At 66.3% G+C, this 16432-nt stretch carries 17 protein-coding genes; 4 read left to right on the top strand and 13 right to left on the bottom strand.

What is annotated here, in order from left to right; all coding sequences use genetic code 11:
* Positions 1–223: 223 nt before the first annotated feature.
* The 3 genes from NVU01S_RS16875 to rlmN all read right to left on the bottom strand — a co-directional run bounded on the left by NVU01S_RS16875 (position 224) and on the right by rlmN (position 2569).
* The gene (locus NVU01S_RS16875) at positions 224–781 is read right to left on the bottom strand and encodes a PIN domain-containing protein (protein WP_043667254.1); all 558 of its coding nucleotides are present in this window, start codon (positions 779–781) and stop codon (positions 224–226) included.
* The gene (locus NVU01S_RS16870; RefSeq protein ID WP_043667256.1) at positions 781–1257 is read right to left on the bottom strand and encodes an excisionase family DNA-binding protein; all 477 of its coding nucleotides are present in this window, start codon (positions 1255–1257) and stop codon (positions 781–783) included. Before NVU01S_RS16870 ends, NVU01S_RS16875 begins: the two co-directional genes overlap by 1 nt.
* 202 nt (positions 1258–1459) lie before the next feature.
* Positions 1460–2569: a dual-specificity RNA methyltransferase RlmN gene (gene rlmN, locus NVU01S_RS16865; RefSeq protein ID WP_043667259.1), complete on the bottom strand. Its 1110-nt coding sequence runs from the start codon at positions 2567–2569 to the stop codon at positions 1460–1462.
* Positions 2570–2692: 123 nt separating this feature from the next.
* Here rlmN and NVU01S_RS16860 point away from each other — a divergent pair, with 123 nt between their 5' ends.
* Complete coding sequence (locus NVU01S_RS16860) at positions 2693–3067, top strand: LapA family protein (protein ID WP_014987004.1); 375 nt, start codon at positions 2693–2695, stop codon at positions 3065–3067.
* A 1-nt stretch (position 3068) separates the two neighbouring features.
* On the opposite strand, the gene NVU01S_RS16855 is transcribed toward NVU01S_RS16860, so the two are convergent.
* The 7 genes from NVU01S_RS16855 to rpsB all read right to left on the bottom strand — a co-directional run bounded on the left by NVU01S_RS16855 (position 3069) and on the right by rpsB (position 9081).
* The gene (locus tag NVU01S_RS16855; protein WP_043667261.1) at positions 3069–3794 is read right to left on the bottom strand and encodes a hypothetical protein; all 726 of its coding nucleotides are present in this window, start codon (positions 3792–3794) and stop codon (positions 3069–3071) included.
* Entirely contained in the window at positions 3782–4477 is a 696-nt protein-coding gene (locus NVU01S_RS16850) for a MarR family transcriptional regulator (protein WP_043667263.1), read from the bottom strand. Before NVU01S_RS16850 ends, NVU01S_RS16855 begins: the two co-directional genes overlap by 13 nt.
* A gap of 74 nt (positions 4478–4551) precedes the next feature.
* On the bottom strand, positions 4552–5643 hold the full coding sequence (locus tag NVU01S_RS16845; RefSeq protein WP_244467171.1) for a phosphatidate cytidylyltransferase: 1092 nt from the start codon (positions 5641–5643) through the stop codon (positions 4552–4554).
* Positions 5644–5729: 86 nt separating this feature from the next.
* Positions 5730–6287: a ribosome recycling factor gene (gene frr, locus NVU01S_RS16840; protein WP_042255428.1), complete on the bottom strand. Its 558-nt coding sequence runs from the start codon at positions 6285–6287 to the stop codon at positions 5730–5732.
* Positions 6288–6353: 66 nt separating this feature from the next.
* The gene (pyrH, locus tag NVU01S_RS16835; RefSeq protein WP_014987009.1) at positions 6354–7082 is read right to left on the bottom strand and encodes a UMP kinase; all 729 of its coding nucleotides are present in this window, start codon (positions 7080–7082) and stop codon (positions 6354–6356) included.
* A 230-nt stretch (positions 7083–7312) separates the two neighbouring features.
* Entirely contained in the window at positions 7313–8137 is an 825-nt protein-coding gene (gene tsf, locus NVU01S_RS16830; RefSeq protein WP_042255397.1) for a translation elongation factor Ts, read from the bottom strand.
* Between the two features lie 101 nt (positions 8138–8238).
* Positions 8239–9081, bottom strand: a complete 843-nt coding sequence (gene rpsB / locus NVU01S_RS16825; protein WP_029893085.1) for a 30S ribosomal protein S2 — start codon at positions 9079–9081, stop codon at positions 8239–8241.
* An 873-nt stretch (positions 9082–9954) separates the two neighbouring features.
* Between rpsB and NVU01S_RS16820 the strand changes: the two genes are divergently transcribed.
* The 3 genes from NVU01S_RS16820 (at position 9955) to NVU01S_RS16810 (ending at position 12423) form a co-directional block, all read left to right on the top strand.
* Positions 9955–10476 carry a M23 family metallopeptidase gene (locus tag NVU01S_RS16820; protein WP_052280372.1) on the top strand — a complete coding sequence of 174 codons (522 nt, stop codon included), beginning with the start codon at positions 9955–9957 and terminating at the stop codon, positions 10474–10476.
* 151 nt (positions 10477–10627) lie between these two features.
* Entirely contained in the window at positions 10628–11779 is a 1152-nt protein-coding gene (locus tag NVU01S_RS16815; protein WP_175068899.1) for an epoxide hydrolase family protein, read from the top strand.
* Positions 11780–11904: 125 nt separating this feature from the next.
* The gene (locus tag NVU01S_RS16810; protein ID WP_043667268.1) at positions 11905–12423 is read left to right on the top strand and encodes a DUF1990 domain-containing protein; all 519 of its coding nucleotides are present in this window, start codon (positions 11905–11907) and stop codon (positions 12421–12423) included.
* A 74-nt stretch (positions 12424–12497) separates the two neighbouring features.
* Here the strand turns inward: NVU01S_RS16810 and NVU01S_RS16805 are convergent, their stop codons facing one another.
* The 3 genes from NVU01S_RS16805 to NVU01S_RS16795 all read right to left on the bottom strand — a co-directional run bounded on the left by NVU01S_RS16805 (position 12498) and on the right by NVU01S_RS16795 (position 16414).
* Positions 12498–13844, bottom strand: a complete 1347-nt coding sequence (locus NVU01S_RS16805; RefSeq protein ID WP_052280385.1) for a hypothetical protein — start codon at positions 13842–13844, stop codon at positions 12498–12500.
* A 245-nt stretch (positions 13845–14089) separates the two neighbouring features.
* Positions 14090–14443, bottom strand: coding sequence for a GatB/YqeY domain-containing protein (locus NVU01S_RS16800; RefSeq protein WP_052280386.1), 354 nt, complete (start codon positions 14441–14443; stop codon positions 14090–14092).
* Between the two features lie 54 nt (positions 14444–14497).
* Complete coding sequence (locus NVU01S_RS16795) at positions 14498–16414, bottom strand: alkyl/aryl-sulfatase (RefSeq protein WP_043667274.1); 1917 nt, start codon at positions 16412–16414, stop codon at positions 14498–14500.
* Positions 16415–16432: the final 18 nt, after the last annotated feature.

Here is a 16432-nt window from a genome sequence, read left to right as displayed (position 1 = left end):
CAACCCGAGGTCGAGCTGATTCCAACTGATGGTCACATCGATCGGATCTGCGGCATCGACTGCAATAATGTCCCCGCGCGCTCGCAATGCCATGTTCTCCCGGACATATGTTGTGAGGCAAACACAGCCCAGAGCCACTCGAATATATCTTCGAGCACCCTGCCTGGGTCGCGAGCCCGCCTTCCATTCGGCGGCGACTCCAGCGACCGGTACGCGCCACAATTCAGTCGAGACGCCTGCGTACCTCGGCGACAAAACCTGGCACCCCGGATCGCTCCAGCACGTCAAGGAGCCCCTGGATTCGCCTCGGTGGCCGCTTGTGTTCGGCGACCTGATTGTACAAATGTCTGAGTACCTGACCGGGAGCCAAATCCCACACGTCCAGCAGAAAAGCGTCCGGGTGACACAATTCCGGGAAGCCTTCGCCGATAGGCCTTACTGCGAAATCCTTGAGGTTGAACGTCAGCAACACATCGGCGTTGCCCTGTAATGCCGCCGCGAGCACGTGACGATCCTTGGGATGGTTCTCCATCCTGTCGACCAACTCCTCATATCCCTCGGCCAGGGCATCGGCGAAGAAGCCGTTCAACGTGCTGATCAGCCGATCGACCTTCGACGCCGATTCGTCGCCCGCATGCCGCAGACAGAGGTTCCGCCGCAGCTCCGCCAGCACTTCCGCCGACCACAGCGGTTGGACCAAGTCGGCCTCCGCCAGGCGGAGAATGGTGTCGCGCAGGTGGGCCGGGTACAAGACGCAGGTATCGAGGAATACCCGTTGCATCAGTCGTGCCGCCGCAACGGCTCGGGTGGCTCGTCGTCGTAAAGCCCCAAGTCCTCGGAGATCCGCGTCAACTCGGACAATCCCGCGGCGCGTTCGGCGCGTCGGTACTCCCGAAATGCCAGGACATCGGTCAAACACACGCGCCGATGTCGTCCCGGCCGCGTGAAGGGAATCTCCCCCGCATCCAACAGCTTCACCAACGTGGGCCTGCTCATCCCGAGCAACTCGGCAGCCTCCTGCGTTGTCAACGTGGTGTGCAACGGCGCGACCGTGACCGCCTTGCCTTCGGAGAGCGCCAGCGCGACCAAACGCAGCCCCTCGAACACCTCAGCAGGCAACGTCACCACCGCACCCTCGGCCGACCTCAGCACGGTCGCGCCGGTCGACGCGACCGCAGAGTCCATGAACCTCCGCACCTCGGCAAGCTGGTCCAAGTGCTCAGGCAGCAGTGTGCGCTCATTCAACGTCTCGGTCATCGCACCTCCATGGCAACCATCATGCCCCGCTTTCGAATAAAACGAAAGCGCTGCGGGCGTGCTCGCGGAACAACCACTCGAGCCGCTGCGCACTCAAATGGTGGACACTCCGGAGCAAGCGCCGACGCCGGAGATTTACTTCGGCCACTACGCGCCTTGCATGGCTGCTCGTTGGACGCCTGCCGGGTTTGGGTGCGGGAGCTCAGTTCTCCGCGGCGAGTTGGCCACAGGCAGCGGCGATCTCCTGACCGCGGGTGTCGCGGACGGTGCACGGCACACCCTGCTCGTTGACGCGCCGAACGAACTCGCGCTCAACAGGTTTCGGCGAAGCATCCCACTTGCTGCCCGGAGTCGGGTTCAACGGGATCACATTGACATGCACGCGAGAACCCAACGCCTTGTGCAACTTCTGGCCGAGCATATCGGCCCGCCACCCTTGGTCGTTGATGTCGCGGATCAGCGCGTATTCGATGGAGACGCGGCGACCGGACTTGTCGGCGTAGTAGCGGGCGGCGTCGAGGACTTCGGCGACGGGCCAGCGGTTGTTGACCGGGACGAGGGTGTCGCGGAGTTCGTCGTCGGGAGTGTGCAGGGAGACGGCGAGGGTGACGGAGAGATCTTCGTCGGCAAGTTTGCGGATGGCAGGGGCCAAGCCGACCGTGGAGACGACGACGTTGCGCTGCGAGATACCGAAACCGTCCGGGGACGGCGAGGTGATCCGGCGGACCGCGGCGACGACGCGTTTGTAGTTGGCCAGGGGCTCACCCATGCCCATGAAGACGATGTTGGAGAGTCGGCCGGGGCCGCCGGTGACCTCGCCGTCGCGCATGGCGGCGGCCGCGGCGCGGACCTGGTCGACGATTTCGGCGGTGGACAGGTTGCGGTTCAGCCCGCCCTGGCCGGTCGCGCAGAACGGGCACGCCATACCGCAGCCGGCTTGGCTGGAGATGCACAGCGTCGCCCGGTCGGGGTAGCGCATGAGGACGCTTTCGAGCAGCGTGCCATCGCCCGCGCGCCACAACGTCTTTCGGGTTTCGCCCGCATCGCAGGCGACGTGTTTGACGACCGACATCAGCGGCGGGAACAGTGCCGCGCCGATCTTCTCGCGCACCTGCGCGGGCAGGTCGGTCATCTGTTCCGGGTCGGCTTGCAGCCGGCCGTAGTACTGGCGGGCGATCTGGTCGGCGCGGAACTTCGGGAGTCCCAGCTCCTCGACGGCCGCCCGCCTGCCCTCGGCGTCGAGGTCGGCGAGGTGCCGCGGCGGCATGCCACGGCGCGGGGCATCGAAAACGAGGGGCAGGGAGACGGTCATAGTTCCCCCATTCTCCCATCTGGGCGAATGCGCCGCACACTCGCCCGCTCCAGCCGGACGACATGCCCAGTTCGTTGCCAGGAAATACGTGTGGTTGTAATAGCAGTGGGTAATGATCGACCCATGTCGACCAATCCTGACCACCTGCCGGAGCCCGATCCCGATCTGACGGACGAGCGCACCGCCCCCACCCCCGACCCGGTCGCCCCACCTGCGACAACCGGGCCGACGACCACGGTTCCGACCAAGCATCGCCAGTCGCTGTCGTCCCGCACGGGCAACACCTGGGTGGCCTTGATCGCGGGCGCACTGATCCTGATCGTCCTGCTGGTCTTCATTCTGCAGAACCTCGACCAGGTGAACGTGGGCCTGTTCTTCTGGCACTTCTCGCTGCCGCTCGGTGTCGCGGTCCTGCTGTCAGTGATCGGCGGCGCACTCGTCATGGCCCTCGTCGGCGGAGTCCGCATCCTCCAATTGCGCCGCGCAGCCAAGAAGTAGGTCACCGCGACAACGCCCGCACCAGTGCACGGATTCGAGCAGGGTTCCCGCTCCACTTCCGCAAGGCCTGCCCGGGCCGGTCGAAGTACTCCTGCAACAAGCCGAGCGCTTCGGTGAACGTGGCCCCTTCGGGCCACCGACCGCCGTCGGCGTAACCACACTCGAGTAGTCGGCCGATGTCTTCGGCATCGCGCGGTACTCGCCGCTGCAGATAGCTGAGCACCTTGATACAGAGCGCGGTTGCCACGTCGGGGATCGCGACCCGCGCCGAGAGGCGGCTACCGTCGGTCAGGGTAGCCGCGAGCGCGATCCAGATCGGCTCCTGCGCCAAGGCGACGTGGACCGCCGGGATCCCGTCCACCGCAATGGGACCCGCGTCGAGGTCGGGGACGTGCCGATTGGTGAACGAGGGAGCGAGCAGGTCGATGGTCGCGAACGTCCCGCCGACCGATCGCTCGAATCTGTTGCCGGAACGAGGATTGTCGTATCCCAGCCGACGCAGGCGGTCCAGGAGCGCACCGCCGCGAATGCTGACCAATTCGACCGCGAGGTCGGCGTCCCTGGTCGCCCGCAACGGCACCGACACGCCTGTGCGCAGGACATGCAGATTGACCATGTGCCCGCCGATCACCGCCCAGGATCCCAACGCCACCGCGGCGGCATCGGCCAGCGCCAGGTACGCACCGTCTTCCGCGCGAGATCCGCTGACGACGGTCAGCTCGTGCACGACTCGACCTCGAGGTCGGCGCGCGCGCTGAGAAATCGCTGTTCCAGTTCGGCGACCGCATCGACGGCGTCGGGACCGCCGACGGTCAGGATGTGCCTGGCCACCTCGATGACCGGCGCGAGCGGCCATGCCAGATCCCGCGGCCCGCCCATTGCGGCCGCAAGCCTCGAATCCAGATGCCAGCCCGGCGAAATCGCACCGACACTGACCACCAGGGTCGCATCGGACGGATCGGTTTCCACCCGGACGAATCCGGCACTTTCCAGGTCGAGGCGGCTATCGGCATGAATCAGCACGATGTCGGGGATCCGCCACGGCGCGACGAGGTCGGCTGCCCAATCACCGCAGACCCGAACCGAGACTCGCTGCGCCGAAGCCTGTTCCAGCACCAGCTCGATTTGCCTTTGCGCGCTGTCGAGGCTGTACCAGGCTTCGACAGCTTCCTGTCTCGGCGCACGGGCCGCAACCAGTCGATCGAACAATTCGCGAGGCCGCCGCACCTGCCAGCCGTCAGCGGATCGTTCGGTCCAGCCGTTCGCGTCGGCCGCGGTCAGAATCTGCGAGATACGCGCCTGGGTGACTCCCGTGGCCGCGGCGATATGGATCTGACGCTGCGGCGCCGGGTTGCCGAGGAGGTAGGCCAGCACCGCGACCTCCGCGTGCGCCAAACGTTTCTCCGACATGAGCCGAGTATATAAATTTTCGCGGGTGCCCGGGAGAAAATTTATACATGCAGCTCAGGGCCCCCAACGCCCGTTCAGAGCAGGGTGCTCAGGACCAACCAGGAGACGAAGGCGGAGGGGAGCATCGAGTCGAGGCGGTCCATGATGCCGCCGTGCCCGGGGAGCAGGGTGCCCATGTCCTTGATGCCGAGTTCGCGTTTGATCTGGGATTCGATCAGGTCACCGCAGGTGGCGACGAGCACGAGGCCGACACCGAGCACGACGCCGATCATCGAGTTGGCGTCGAGCAGCAGGGTGACGGTGAGCAGGCCGCCGATGACGCTGAAGACGAGCGATCCGCCGAAACCTTCCCAGGACTTCTTCGGGCTGATCGACGGCACCATCGGATGCCTGCCGAACAGGACGCCCGCGACGTAGCCGCCGACGTCGGAGCAGACGACCAGGATCATGAAGGTCAGCACCCGCAGGTTGCCGTCGTCTTCGAGCAGCAGCAGGGTGGCGAAGGAGGCGAGCAGCGGGATCCAGGCCAGCGTGAAGATCGTGATGGCGGTGTCGCGCAGGAAGTTTCGCGGCGCGGTCTGCAGGCCGTGATCGAACAGCCGCCACACCATGCAGGTCAGTGTGGTCGCCGCGAACGCACCGGCGACACCGCTGGCCCCGTACGGCCAGCCCAGCCAGAACACCGCCTGTCCGCCCACGATGAGCGGGATGCGCGGGACCAGCACGTCGGCCTCGCGCAGTCGTTTGGCGACCTCCCAGGTGGCGACGCCGACCGCGACGCCGACGACACCGATGAACACCTTCGGCACGAACAGCAGGATCGCAATGAGCGAGAGGCCGAGCCCGAGACCGACCGCGAGTGCCGCGGGCAGGTTCCGGCCCGCCCGCGAACCGGACGCCGGAGCGCCGGCGACCACGGCCTGCGGGCCGTGCGCCTCGGGGTCGTGCTCATCGGCGGCGACCACGGCGGCTTCACCCCCGGCCGCAGACCATTCGGACCCCGGGACCGCCGCGCCGACCGCCGCGTCGGCTAGAGCCTCGTGACCAGATGCTCCCGCATCGCGCACGTGCTCCTGCCTCGCTTCAGCTGTACCGTCCACCGGCATCGGCTCCTCTGCCGCACCGGTCGCGGCGGCGTTCTCGGCCACGATTGTCCCGTCGCTCAACTCGTCGTTCCGTTCGTCCTCCGCCCGAGCGGGCCTTCGGCTGCGTTCGAACCCGCGGCGACTGCCCCGGGGCGCACGCCGTGGCGTCAGACCTCGAGCAGTTCCGCTTCCTTGTGCTTGACCAGTTCGTCGATCTGGCCGACATACTTGGCGGTGGTCTTGTCGAGGTCCTTCTCGGCGCGCCCGACCTCGTCCTCCCCCGCCTCGCCATCCTTCTGGATGCGCGACAGTTCGTCCATGGCTTTGCGGCGGACATTGCGGATTGACACCTTTGCGTCCTCGCCCTTGCCCTTGGCCTGCTTGGCCAGTTCGCGGCGGCGCTCCTCGGTCAGCTGCGGCACCGAAATCCGAATGATGTCACCGTTGTTCGTGGGGTTCACGCCGAGATCCGAGTTGCGGATGGCGGTTTCGATCGCACCGAGCTGAGCCTGCTCGTAGGGCTTGATCACAACCATGCGCGGCTCGGGCACGGTGATGCTGGATATCTGAGTGATGGGCGTCGGCGAACCGTAGTAGTCGACCACGATCCGGGAGAACATGCCCGGGTTGGCCCGCCCGGTGCGAATGGATCCGAGATCGTCCTTCGCCACCGTGACAGCCTTTTCCATCTTCTCCTCGGCGTCGAAGAGCGCTTCTTCAATCACGACCTTGTCCTTCCTTAGACACCGGCTCCACAGCGTCGTCATCGTCATCGTCCGCGGGTCGCGGGGTCAGGACCGAACCAATGTGCCGATCTTCTCACCGGCGACCGCTCGGGCGATATTGCCCTTGGTCAACAAATTGAACACCAGCATCGGCATCTGGTTGTCCATACAGAGACTGAAGGCCGTCGCGTCGGCCACCTTGAGACCTTGTTCGATGACCTCTTTGTGGGTGATCTCGGAGAACATGGTGGCGTTCTCGTCCACCTTCGGGTCGGCGGTGAACACTCCGTCGACCGCCTTCGCCATCAGCACCACCTCGGCGCCGATCTCCAGTGCACGCTGCGCGGCGGTCGTGTCGGTGGAGAAGTACGGCATGCCCATGCCCGCACCGAAGATCACGACGCGCCCCTTCTCCAGGTGCCGCTTGGCGCGCAACGGGAGGTACGGCTCGGCGACCTGACCCATGGTGATCGCGGTCTGCACCCGGGTCTCGATCCCCTGCTTTTGCAGAAAGTCTTGCAGCGCAAGGCTGTTCATCACGGTACCGAGCATGCCCATGTAGTCCGAGCGGGCCCGCTCCATGCCGCGCTCCTCGAGCTCGGCGCCGCGGAAGAAGTTGCCACCGCCGATCACCACGGCCACCTGCACGCCGGTCGCGACGACCTCGGCGATCTGCTCGGCGACCGCCTCCACGACGTCCGGGTCGAGCCCCACCCTGCCGCCGCCGAACATCTCGCCACCCAATTTGAGAAGTACCCGGCGATATCCTGGGCGGTCGTTCCCCGGGTCCGTCATGGGTGTTCTTCTCCTTCGGCGGTCAACGTTGTTCTCGGCAGGCAAGTGCGTCAAAGAATTCGGCAGCTCGGAAAGGCTCCTCAACACGGAGCGGCTCCTATCCTGCCTCATGTGGGTTCGGCGGCATGAGAAGACCCCCCGTCAACCGGCGAAACGGTCGACGAGGGGTCTGCTCGATATAGCCATAGGGCGGTTGTCAGACCAGGTCGGGCTGACCGTGCGGGGCACGATCAGTTGGAGCCGACCTCGAAGCGGGCGAAGCGGGTCACGGTGACACCGGCCTCGTCCAGCAGGGCCTTGACGGTCTTCTTCGAATCGGTGACCGACGACTGCTCCAGCAGCACGACGTCCTTGAAGAAGCCGTTGACGCGGCCTTCGGTGATCTTCGGGAGGGCGGCCTCGGGCTTGCCCTCCTCGCGCGCGGTCTGCTCGGCGATGCGACGCTCGTTCTCCACGACATCGGCCGGAACCTCGTCGCGGGTCACGTACTTCGCCTTGAGCGCGGCGACCTGCATGGCGGCGGCACGGGCGGCCTCGGCGGCCGCGTCACCCTCGCCCTGGTACTCGATCAGCACGCCGACGGCCGGCGGCAGATCCGAAGCCCGCTTGTGCAGGTAGGTGGCGACCGGGCCGTCGAGCGCGATCACGCGACGCAGCTCGAGCTTCTCGCCGATCTTCGCGGCGAGCGCCTGCACGGCCTCGTCGGCGGTCTTGCCACCGAGGTCGAGGGCCTTCAGCGCGTCCAGGTCGGCGGGCTTGGCGGCCGCGGCGGCGGTCACGATCTGGTCGGCCAGCTCCTGGAACTCCGCGTTCTTGGCGACGAAGTCGGTCTCGGAGTTGAGCTCGACCATCACGCCACCCTTGGCGGCGACCAGGCCTTCGGCGGTGGTCCGCTCGGCACGCTTGCCGACGTCCTTCGCGCCCTTGATGCGCAGGATCTCGACGGCCTTGTCGAAGTCGCCGTCGGTCTCGGCCAGCGCGTTCTTACAATCCATCATTCCGGAGCCGGTGAGCTCGCGGAGCCGCTTCACATCGGCAGCGGTGTAGTTCGCCATCGGTGGCGAGCCTCCTTCGGAGAAAGTTCTTCGAGTACTGGGCAGCGGTGATCACCATCGCACGCGTTGGTGATCACCGCTGGAACAGCGAGTTACGAGACTCAGGCCTCAGCCGGGGTCTCCACGGCAGCAGCCTCGGCCGGGGCTTCGGCAGGCGCCTCGGCGGCCGGGGCGGCCGACGCGAGAAGCTCCTGCTCCCACTCGGCCAGCGGCTCGCCCGCGCCGGCTTCCGGCTTGTCGTCACCGGAGGACAGGCCGGCCCGCGCCTGCACGCCCTCGGCCACCGCGGAGGCGACGACCTTGGTCAGCAGCGCGGCGGAACGGATCGCGTCGTCGTTACCCGGGATCGGGTAGTCGACCAGGTCGGGGTCGCAGTTGGTGTCCAGGATCGCGATGACCGGGATGTTCAGCTTGCGCGCCTCGCCGACGGCGATGTGCTCCTTGTTGGTGTCGACGACCCAGATGGCCGAGGGCACCTTGGCCATGTCGCGGATACCGCCGAGGGTGCGCTCCAGCTTGTTCATCTCACGCGTGAGCATGAGGATTTCCTTCTTGGTGCGACCCTCGAAACCACCGGTCTGCTCCATCGCCTCGAGCTCCTTGAGGCGCTGCAGACGCTTGTGCACGGTGGAGAAGTTGGTGAGCATGCCACCCAGCCAGCGCTGGTTGACGTAGGGCATCCCGACGCGAGTCGCCTCGGCCGCGATCGACTCCTGGGCCTGCTTCTTGGTACCGACGAAGAGGACGGTGCCACCGTGGGCGACGGTCTCCTTGACGAACTCGTAGGCCTTGTCGATGTAGGTCAGCGTCTGCTGCAGGTCGATGATGTAGATGCCGTTGCGGTCGGTGAAGATGAACCGCTTCATCTTCGGGTTCCAGCGCCGAGTCTGGTGCCCGAAGTGTGCGCCGCTGTCGAGCAGCTGCTTCATTGTTACGACAGCCATGGCTCTCGTATCTCTCTTTCGTTGCCGGTTGACGCAGCGAATCGGTGATTCGTTGCCCTGGCGCCTCCGAATCGTCGGACCCGACCGCGAGGGTGGGGACCAGCCGACGACTCCCTGCTCCGCACAGGAGCTGCCGCGAACCCGAGGATGTGACTGGTTCGAACAGCGCCGTTGCGAACAAGCACGGGGTGGCGCGCGAAGTCGGTCCATGCAGGCACAGACCGCTCGACCAGTCTATCGGGTCCGCCGCCAGCTGCTAAATCGGCCTGTCAACGGGGTGAATCGGGGGTGCACGCGAGGTGGAACGGGCGATGTCCACAAGTCGGAAAGTTGTGCACATTCGGGGTGGTGGGGGTACCGGGATCGCCTCCGGGCGATGAGGCTTTTCGGTATGCCTCCATATCCGATTTCCACACTGACGACACTGGTCATCCCCCTTTTCTTCGTGCTGGGTGTGGTGAGCGCGCCGCCCGGCACGGCCGAGCCTCTGAGCACGAGCGCCACGACCGCTCGCGCCGATCTGCCCTGGTCGCCCGATGAGGTCGGGCGGACGTGTTCGGGTTCGGCTTGTGCGTTGCGGCGGCTCGCGCCGCGGGCGGTGGACGAGGGGTTCGGCGGGAACTTGCCTGCGGGTCCAGCGGGGGTGCCAGCCTGGTGTGCGTCGCTGGGGCCGATCACGGTGATTCCGACGCCCGCGGCTGATTGTGCGGCGGGTGGGCCGGAACCGTTCGAGCGCACTCCGCTTGATCGCGAGTACTGCGAGTATGTCGGTCCTGCACCGTTTTTCATGTCGCCGAGTGATTCCGAATTCTGTGGACTCCTGTCTCCTGCGCCATTGCCGGTGCCGACGGTGGGCGCGGGGCGACCGGCGGGATGAAATGGGCTGGCGCGCTTCGGTTCACGCCGGTGGTGGGGTTGGTGCTGGCGCTGGTAGCCGGTACCGAATCGCTCGCTGTCGCCGAACCCGTCGGGCCATTCGGCTGGCCACTGCAACCGCGGCCCGCCGTGGTCCGGCGGTTCGACAAACCCGCGCAGGACTGGCTGCCCGGACATCGCGGCGTCGACCTCGCGGGCGCGGCGGGACAAGCGGTGCTGGCCGCGGGGGCCGGGATCGTGGTGTTCGCGGGCACGGTCGCCGACAAACCCGTGGTCTCGATCGACCACCCCGGCGGTCTGCGGACCACTTATGAGCCGGTCCACGCCGAGGTGCCGGTGGGCCGCCGGGTCACCCGCGGCACACCGATCGGCACGCTCGAACCCGGGCATGAAGGATGCGGAACCTGCCTCCACTGGGGTCTGCGCAGCGAAGGATCCGGCAGACGCAAACGCGCATACCTCGACCCCCTCGGCCTACTCCACCTCACACCCCTACGCCTCAAACCCACGTCTCCCTAGTTCCCACCGCCCGTAGCGGACCACGACGACCCCGCAGCGAAGGACGATGACCGGACTACGAAAACCAGCGCAGACGGAGTGGCGCGCGACACGGGCCAGCCCCGGCGATCTAGGACAGGTTGTGGCCTAGTCGGTCTCTAGGTTGCTGAGCATGGACGCTGACATCATTCCCTTCCGGATCCAGATTCCGCAGGTCGAGCTCGATGATCTGCGTGCCCGCCTGGCCCGGACCCGATCGCCGTACCCCGTGCCCGGTGCCGATACGCAGTGGGACCGTGGCATCCCTCCGCGCTACCTGCACGAACTGGCCGCCCACTGGGCGGAGGAGTTCGATTGGCGAGCCCACGAGGCACAGTTGAACACCTACGCCCAGTTCCGCACCGAAATCGACGGCCAGACAATCCATTTCCTGCATCTGCGATCACCGGAGCCGAACGCGGTCCCGCTCCTGCTCAATCACAGTTACCCCACTTCGTTCGTGGAGTTCCTCGCGGCCAGCGGACCGCTGACCGACCCGCGCGCCCACGGCGGCGACCCGGCCGACGCCTTCCACCTCGTGATCCCCTCGCTGCCCGGCTTCGTCTTCTCCAGCCCGCTCGCCGCGCGCGGTTGGCACCTCGAACGGACCGCGCTCGCGTTCGGGGAGTTGATGACCCGACTCGGTTACGAACGATTCGGTGCCGAAGGCGGCGATCTCGGCGCCGGTGTGACCGGCCGGCTGGCCGCGCTGCTGCCTGATCGCGTGATCGGCGCGCTGACCCACGGCGATCGGCTGCAGCTCGGTATGGCGGGCGAGGATTTTCCGGTACCGGACGGCTTGAGTCCGCAGGAACGCACCGAACTCGAATCAGCGCAACGAAGCTGGTCGCGGGGCAAAGGCTATCGCGTGTTGCAGTCCACCCAGCCCAATGCCCTCGCGGCGGGCTTGGCCGACTCCCCCATCCTGCAACTGGCCTGGATCGCCGAGAAGCTCGCCGCGTGGGCCAATCCGGCCACGCCCATCAGTCGCGAGAATGTGCTGATCACCGCCAGCCTCTACTGGTTCACCCGCACCGGACCGGCGGCAGCCGACTTCTATTGGGAGCTGGCACACGCCGAGAACGCGGGCTGGGGCGCACAATCAGTTGTGCCGCACGGGGCGTCGGTGTTCTACACCGATCCGCTCGTCCGCAAAGTTCTCGACCCCGGCGATCAGGTCGCTTTCTTCCGAGAGCACGAAGCAGGCGGCCACTTCCCCGCGATCGAAGTTCCGGACCTGTTCGTCGACGACATCCGCGATTTCTTCCGGCAGCTCCGCGGGTGACACTCGCTGCCGGCGGCCGGCCCACTGGGACGCTGTGGGTTGGGTTCGTCCGGGAGGCGGCGGTGTGTCGGAGGAGACGGGGCGGAATTGTTCCGCGATCGGAGGTGGGGGGTGAAGATCAGGGGATGGAGTATGCGCCGGGCGAGCCTTCGTTCACCTATCCGGAAGTCGGTGCCACCAGTGGTGAACCGCCGCAGGGGTACCACCATTTCCGGTTACGGCGGCGGATCGGGCAGGGGCGGGCGCTGTTCGAGCATGCGGCGGTGGAGATTCTCGGGTATCGAATGCAGAAGGGAACCCACATCTTTCACACCGCGTCCACGCCGAAGGCCGAGCCAGGCACCCGGCTCACGGTACGACTCGGCATCGGACCGTTGAGCATCATCGCCCCATGCCAGGTGGTGTACGTGCTGGCGGCACCGAATCAGCGCGGCTTCGCCTACGGCACCCTGCCCGGGCACCCGGAGATCGGCGAGGAACTGTTCGCCGTCGAATACGACCCGTCGGACGACAGCGTCTACGGCGTGGTCTCCGCGTTCTCCCGTCCAGGCACCTGGTACACCCGCCTCGGCGGTCCCGTGGTCCGCGGAATTCAGCGGTTCTTCGCGGGTCGCTACATCCGCACCCTGCCCACCAGCGGGTAGACCACGTGCAGAGCGCACGCCCGACTCACCACGAGTGCGGGCGTGCGCCCAGAGACGTTGCCCGGTCGAGTAATTCATCGGAAGTAGATGTAGTCCTGGACCCAGTGGAACCCACGGCTGCGGAGGGTGAAGCTGTTCAGGTCGACGCGTTCGAGGGTGATCACTACCGGGAGACCGCGGAGGGTACCGCGCAGAAGCAGTTGGTTCGGGGTGGGTTGTTCGCGCGACAGCGTTGCCAAAGGTGTTGTTGTGCTGGTGGTTTCAACTGCGCTCAGGTCAACGATCCCGTTGGGCAAGAAGTTTGCACCGACGGGGACGAGGTCGCCGTCCATTTCTTGGTAGGCCGCCTGCTCTGGATCATCGAAAACCAGCCGCTGCCAGCGTGTTTCGTCAGTGGTCAGGGGCGGGAGGGTTCGACCGTCGAGGGTGAACTCCCGGACGTCCCAGATGCCGTACAACTCGGATTTGGGGCTGGCGGGACCGTATTGCTCCTGCCAGACCCGCCAGCGGTCGGTGCCGCTGACCAGCGCGATCCAGATACCGAGGCACACTGTGAGCCACAGCGCGACGCGATTCTTCCGGTCGTCGGCGAACAGCGCGGGTTGTGTCAGCGGTTCGCCCGCGCGTTGGCGTACAAAGACATCGACCAGTCGGCGCAGATAGGGCGCGAGCAAAATCAGGCAGATCATGAGCAGGTGCGAAGCGAGCAGCTTCTCCGGGATGTCGAAGGTCATGTTCATCAGCAGGATCTGCGCGCAGCTCGCCAGACTCAACGCGGTACCGAGTACCGCGGTCCGAGACACGAAGACCAGTGCCCCGGCCACGACTTCCACTGCGCCGAGCGCCATCTCGTACGGATAGGAGCTGCCGACCTGCAACCACAGCACCGACGCCGGGCTCATATCGCCGTACGGTTGGAGCAGCTGAGCCAACCCGGGGCCGGGCATCTGCGTGGGGATCAGCTTGGCGAACCCGAATCCCAGCATCGTCGCACCCAACGACACCCGCAGGAACAGTGTGAACCACGCCATCAGCCGTGGGTGCGAGGCGCGTGGGTCGAAGACCGTCCACACCGCGGCGGCGACCACGGCGACGACAAGGACGCAGAACATCAGCACCCAGGCGGCCGTCTGATCGCCTGCGCCGGAGTCCTGGTGCAGCGCGGTGTCGACCCCGAAAACCATCCGGCCCACCCAACCGGTGACCGGATCCGTATGGGACGGGATCCACCACCCGCTGTATCTGCGGAACCACGGCCCGAGGAGGCCGATCACCGTGAAGGGAACAAAATTCAGGAGCAGGTTGTACAGGCCGAAGTAGACGACGCAGAACCGGAACGCGATCTGCGTCGCCGGACGCCAATCCCCCTGCGTGGTAACGGTTTCAACGGCGTGTACCGGCTCGGTCGTGCCGGCGGCAATCGGCGGCTGGGCGAGCTGCTGATCTTTCACCGCCGCACCCCGCGAACGGCCGACCCGAGCCGGTCGAATCCGGCCGGTTGACTCTGATTCATGCCCTCCAGTGAAAGCAGTGCGGTGTTGCTGGCGCGTATGCAGTTTTCGATACGCCCGCGATATGTCCCGGTCGGCAGAATCGAAGCACCTCTGCCTGTGGATCCGCCGCTGGCACAAGCCGAGCCGCAACCAGGGCAACCGGCACGACATCCCTACAGCTGCGCCTCCAGCGCTTCCGCTTGTGCACGCAGGTCCGCGGCTTGTTCGGTGCGCCCGTGCGTCTCGTACTGAGCTGCGACAGTGCGGCGTTCGGCGATTTCCGCGCGGACGATCTGCTCGACGTCGGATTCGGTGAGCTCACGACGCGCCACCTCGGCGACGCCGAGTCCGACCGCGGAACTTTCCACCGAGCCGGCGCGGTGCTCGCCGACATCGACGGCCTCCGCGTTGTCGATGGCGCCGAGGGTGGACCGCAGCGCGGAGATCGCTTGGCGATCGCGCGCCTTCATCGCCACGGACAGCGCGTCGCGGAGCCGCGTCCGCAGCGGGGGTCGTTCGGTTGACATGATCACCACCGTAGGGAGAGGGGCTTGCGGCGTCGAGCGGTTTCAACTGGCGGACTACCCGATCGTCCCGCGCGGCGTGACGATCGTGAAGTCCGGGTCGGGTGCGTCGAAGACGCCGACCAGCTCGGCCAGCTTGGTGACATCGCCTTCGATCTGGATATCGCCCGCGGCGGCCGCGACCCCGAAATCCTCGCCGAGCAACAGGACCCGGACCAGCGTCGCCTTCGTCAATGTGAACGTCGCGTCGGGCTCCGGGAGGCCGACGCCGTCGGGCACCTCGTAGTGGGTCAGGCGTCCGTTGCGCAGTTCGAGCCGGTGCGTGCGCTTCTCGTCACTGAGCTCCCAGTCCGTCAGCGCCCGCTGATTCCACGCCTTCGGACCGTCGACGCGCAGCGCCATCGCGTCGAATATCTGCTCGACGGTCATGGCGGCGAGCATCGTCGGCGAGTTGGGTTTGGTCGGGGTGCCGAACGAGCCGTAGCGCAGTTCGTAGGCCCCGCTGAGATAGAAGTTGCGCCAGGTGGCGTTCTCCGCCCCGTAGCCGAGTTGTTCGAAAGTGCTGGCCTGCAAGGCTTTGGCGGCGTCGTTCGCCGGATCGGCGAAAATGACGTAGTCGACCACCTCGGCGACCCACCGAAAGTCCCCGGCGTCATAGGACTTCCGCGCTTTGCGCAGCACCTCCTCGGCCCCGCCCATGAATTCCACGTGCCGCTTCGCGGATTCGACCGGTGGGTGTGCCCAGAGATGAGCGGGGTTGCCGTCGAACCACCCCATGTATCGCTGATAGATGGCTTTGACGTTGTGACTGACCGATCCGTAGTACCCGCGGGTGTGCCAGGCGCCGTCGACCGCCGGTGGCAGCGTGAGCATTTCGGCGATCTCCGCGCCGACGTATCCCTGGTTCAGCAGCCGCAAGGTCTGGTCGTTCAGGTACCCGTATAGATCTCGTTGCAGCGCAAGATATTCCACCAGCCGCTCGGTTCCCCAGGTGGGCCAGTGATGGGAGGCGAACACCACGTCCGACTCCCGTGCGAACAGGTTGATCGCCTCGGTCAGATATTTGGCCCAGACGTAGGGGTCGCGGACCAGCGCACCGCGCAGCGTGAGCAGATTGTGCAGTGTGTGCGTAGCGTTTTCGGCCATGCACAACGCGCGCCGATCCGGGAAGTAGAAGTTCATCTCGGCGGGCGCTTCGGTGCCGGGCGTGACCTGGAAGACGATGCGGATGCCGTCGATGGTCTCCGTTTGTCCCGTCGCGGTGATATCGGTGGTCGGCGGAATCAGGGTGACCGTCCCGACCGAGGTGGTCTGGCCGAGCCCGGCGCCGACCGCGCCGAGCGGTCCGCGCGGCAGCACCGCCCCGTACATGTATCCGGCCCGGCGTGCCATCGCCGTGCCCGCGTAAATATTCTCGGCCACCGCGTGTTCCATGAAGCCGGCCGGCGCGAGCACCGGGCAACGGCCCGCCGCGACCTCGTCGAGGGTGCTCACCCCGAGCGCACCACCGAAGTGGTCGACGTGTGAGTGGGTGTAGATCAGCCCGGTCACCGGACGATCCCCGCGCTGCGCGCGATACAGCGCGAGCCCGGCCGCGGCGGTTTCCGCCGAGATCAGCGGGTCGATCACGAGCACCCCGGTCGCGCCTTCGACCAAAGTCATATTGGACAGGTCGAGCCCGCGTACCTGATAGATCCCCTCGGTGACCTCGAACAGCCCCTGTTTCGTCACCAGCCCGGATTGCCGCCACAGGCTCGGGTTGACCGAGGCGGGACAGGGTTCACGCAGGAACTCGTAGGAGTCGTTGTCCCACAGCACGGTTCCATCGGCGGCGGTCACCACGCCGGGTTCCAGCGCGGCGATGAAGCCGCGGTCCGCGTCGGCGAAGTCGGTGGTGTCGGCGAACGGCATCGAGGCAGCCGCACGCTGCTGCTCCGCGACGATGAAATCGCTCGGCTCGGTCGCTGTGCTCATGTCATCCTCCTGGAAGTC

The organism is Nocardia vulneris, from assembly GCF_001613425.1.
Taxonomy (GTDB): Bacteria; Actinomycetota; Actinomycetes; order Mycobacteriales; family Mycobacteriaceae; genus Nocardia; species Nocardia vulneris.
The sequence above is the reverse complement of the archived record's forward strand: the minus strand, read 5'-3'. Positions and strand labels throughout refer to the sequence as shown.

Excerpts from the sequence above, each read along its gene's own strand:
- NVU01S_RS16875 (WP_043667254.1), bottom strand. The coding sequence starts at position 781 with ATGCAACGGGTATTCCTCGATACCTGCGTCTTGTACCCGGCCCACCTG.
- NVU01S_RS16870 (WP_043667256.1), bottom strand. The coding sequence starts at position 1,257 with ATGACCGAGACGTTGAATGAGCGCACACTGCTGCCTGAGCACTTGGAC.
- rlmN (WP_043667259.1), bottom strand. The coding sequence starts at position 2,569 with ATGACCGTCTCCCTGCCCCTCGTTTTCGATGCCCCGCGCCGTGGCATG.
- NVU01S_RS16860 (WP_014987004.1), top strand. The coding sequence starts at position 2,693 with ATGTCGACCAATCCTGACCACCTGCCGGAGCCCGATCCCGATCTGACG.
- NVU01S_RS16850 (WP_043667263.1), bottom strand. The coding sequence starts at position 4,477 with ATGTCGGAGAAACGTTTGGCGCACGCGGAGGTCGCGGTGCTGGCCTAC.
- pyrH (WP_014987009.1), bottom strand. The coding sequence starts at position 7,082 with ATGACGGACCCGGGGAACGACCGCCCAGGATATCGCCGGGTACTTCTC.
- tsf (WP_042255397.1), bottom strand. The coding sequence starts at position 8,137 with ATGGCGAACTACACCGCTGCCGATGTGAAGCGGCTCCGCGAGCTCACC.
- rpsB (WP_029893085.1), bottom strand. The coding sequence starts at position 9,081 with ATGGCTGTCGTAACAATGAAGCAGCTGCTCGACAGCGGCGCACACTTC.
- NVU01S_RS16820 (WP_052280372.1), top strand. The coding sequence starts at position 9,955 with ATGAAATGGGCTGGCGCGCTTCGGTTCACGCCGGTGGTGGGGTTGGTG.
- NVU01S_RS16815 (WP_175068899.1), top strand. The coding sequence starts at position 10,628 with ATGGACGCTGACATCATTCCCTTCCGGATCCAGATTCCGCAGGTCGAG.
- NVU01S_RS16810 (WP_043667268.1), top strand. The coding sequence starts at position 11,905 with ATGGAGTATGCGCCGGGCGAGCCTTCGTTCACCTATCCGGAAGTCGGT.
- NVU01S_RS16800 (WP_052280386.1), bottom strand. The coding sequence starts at position 14,443 with ATGTCAACCGAACGACCCCCGCTGCGGACGCGGCTCCGCGACGCGCTG.
- NVU01S_RS16795 (WP_043667274.1), bottom strand. The coding sequence starts at position 16,414 with ATGAGCACAGCGACCGAGCCGAGCGATTTCATCGTCGCGGAGCAGCAG.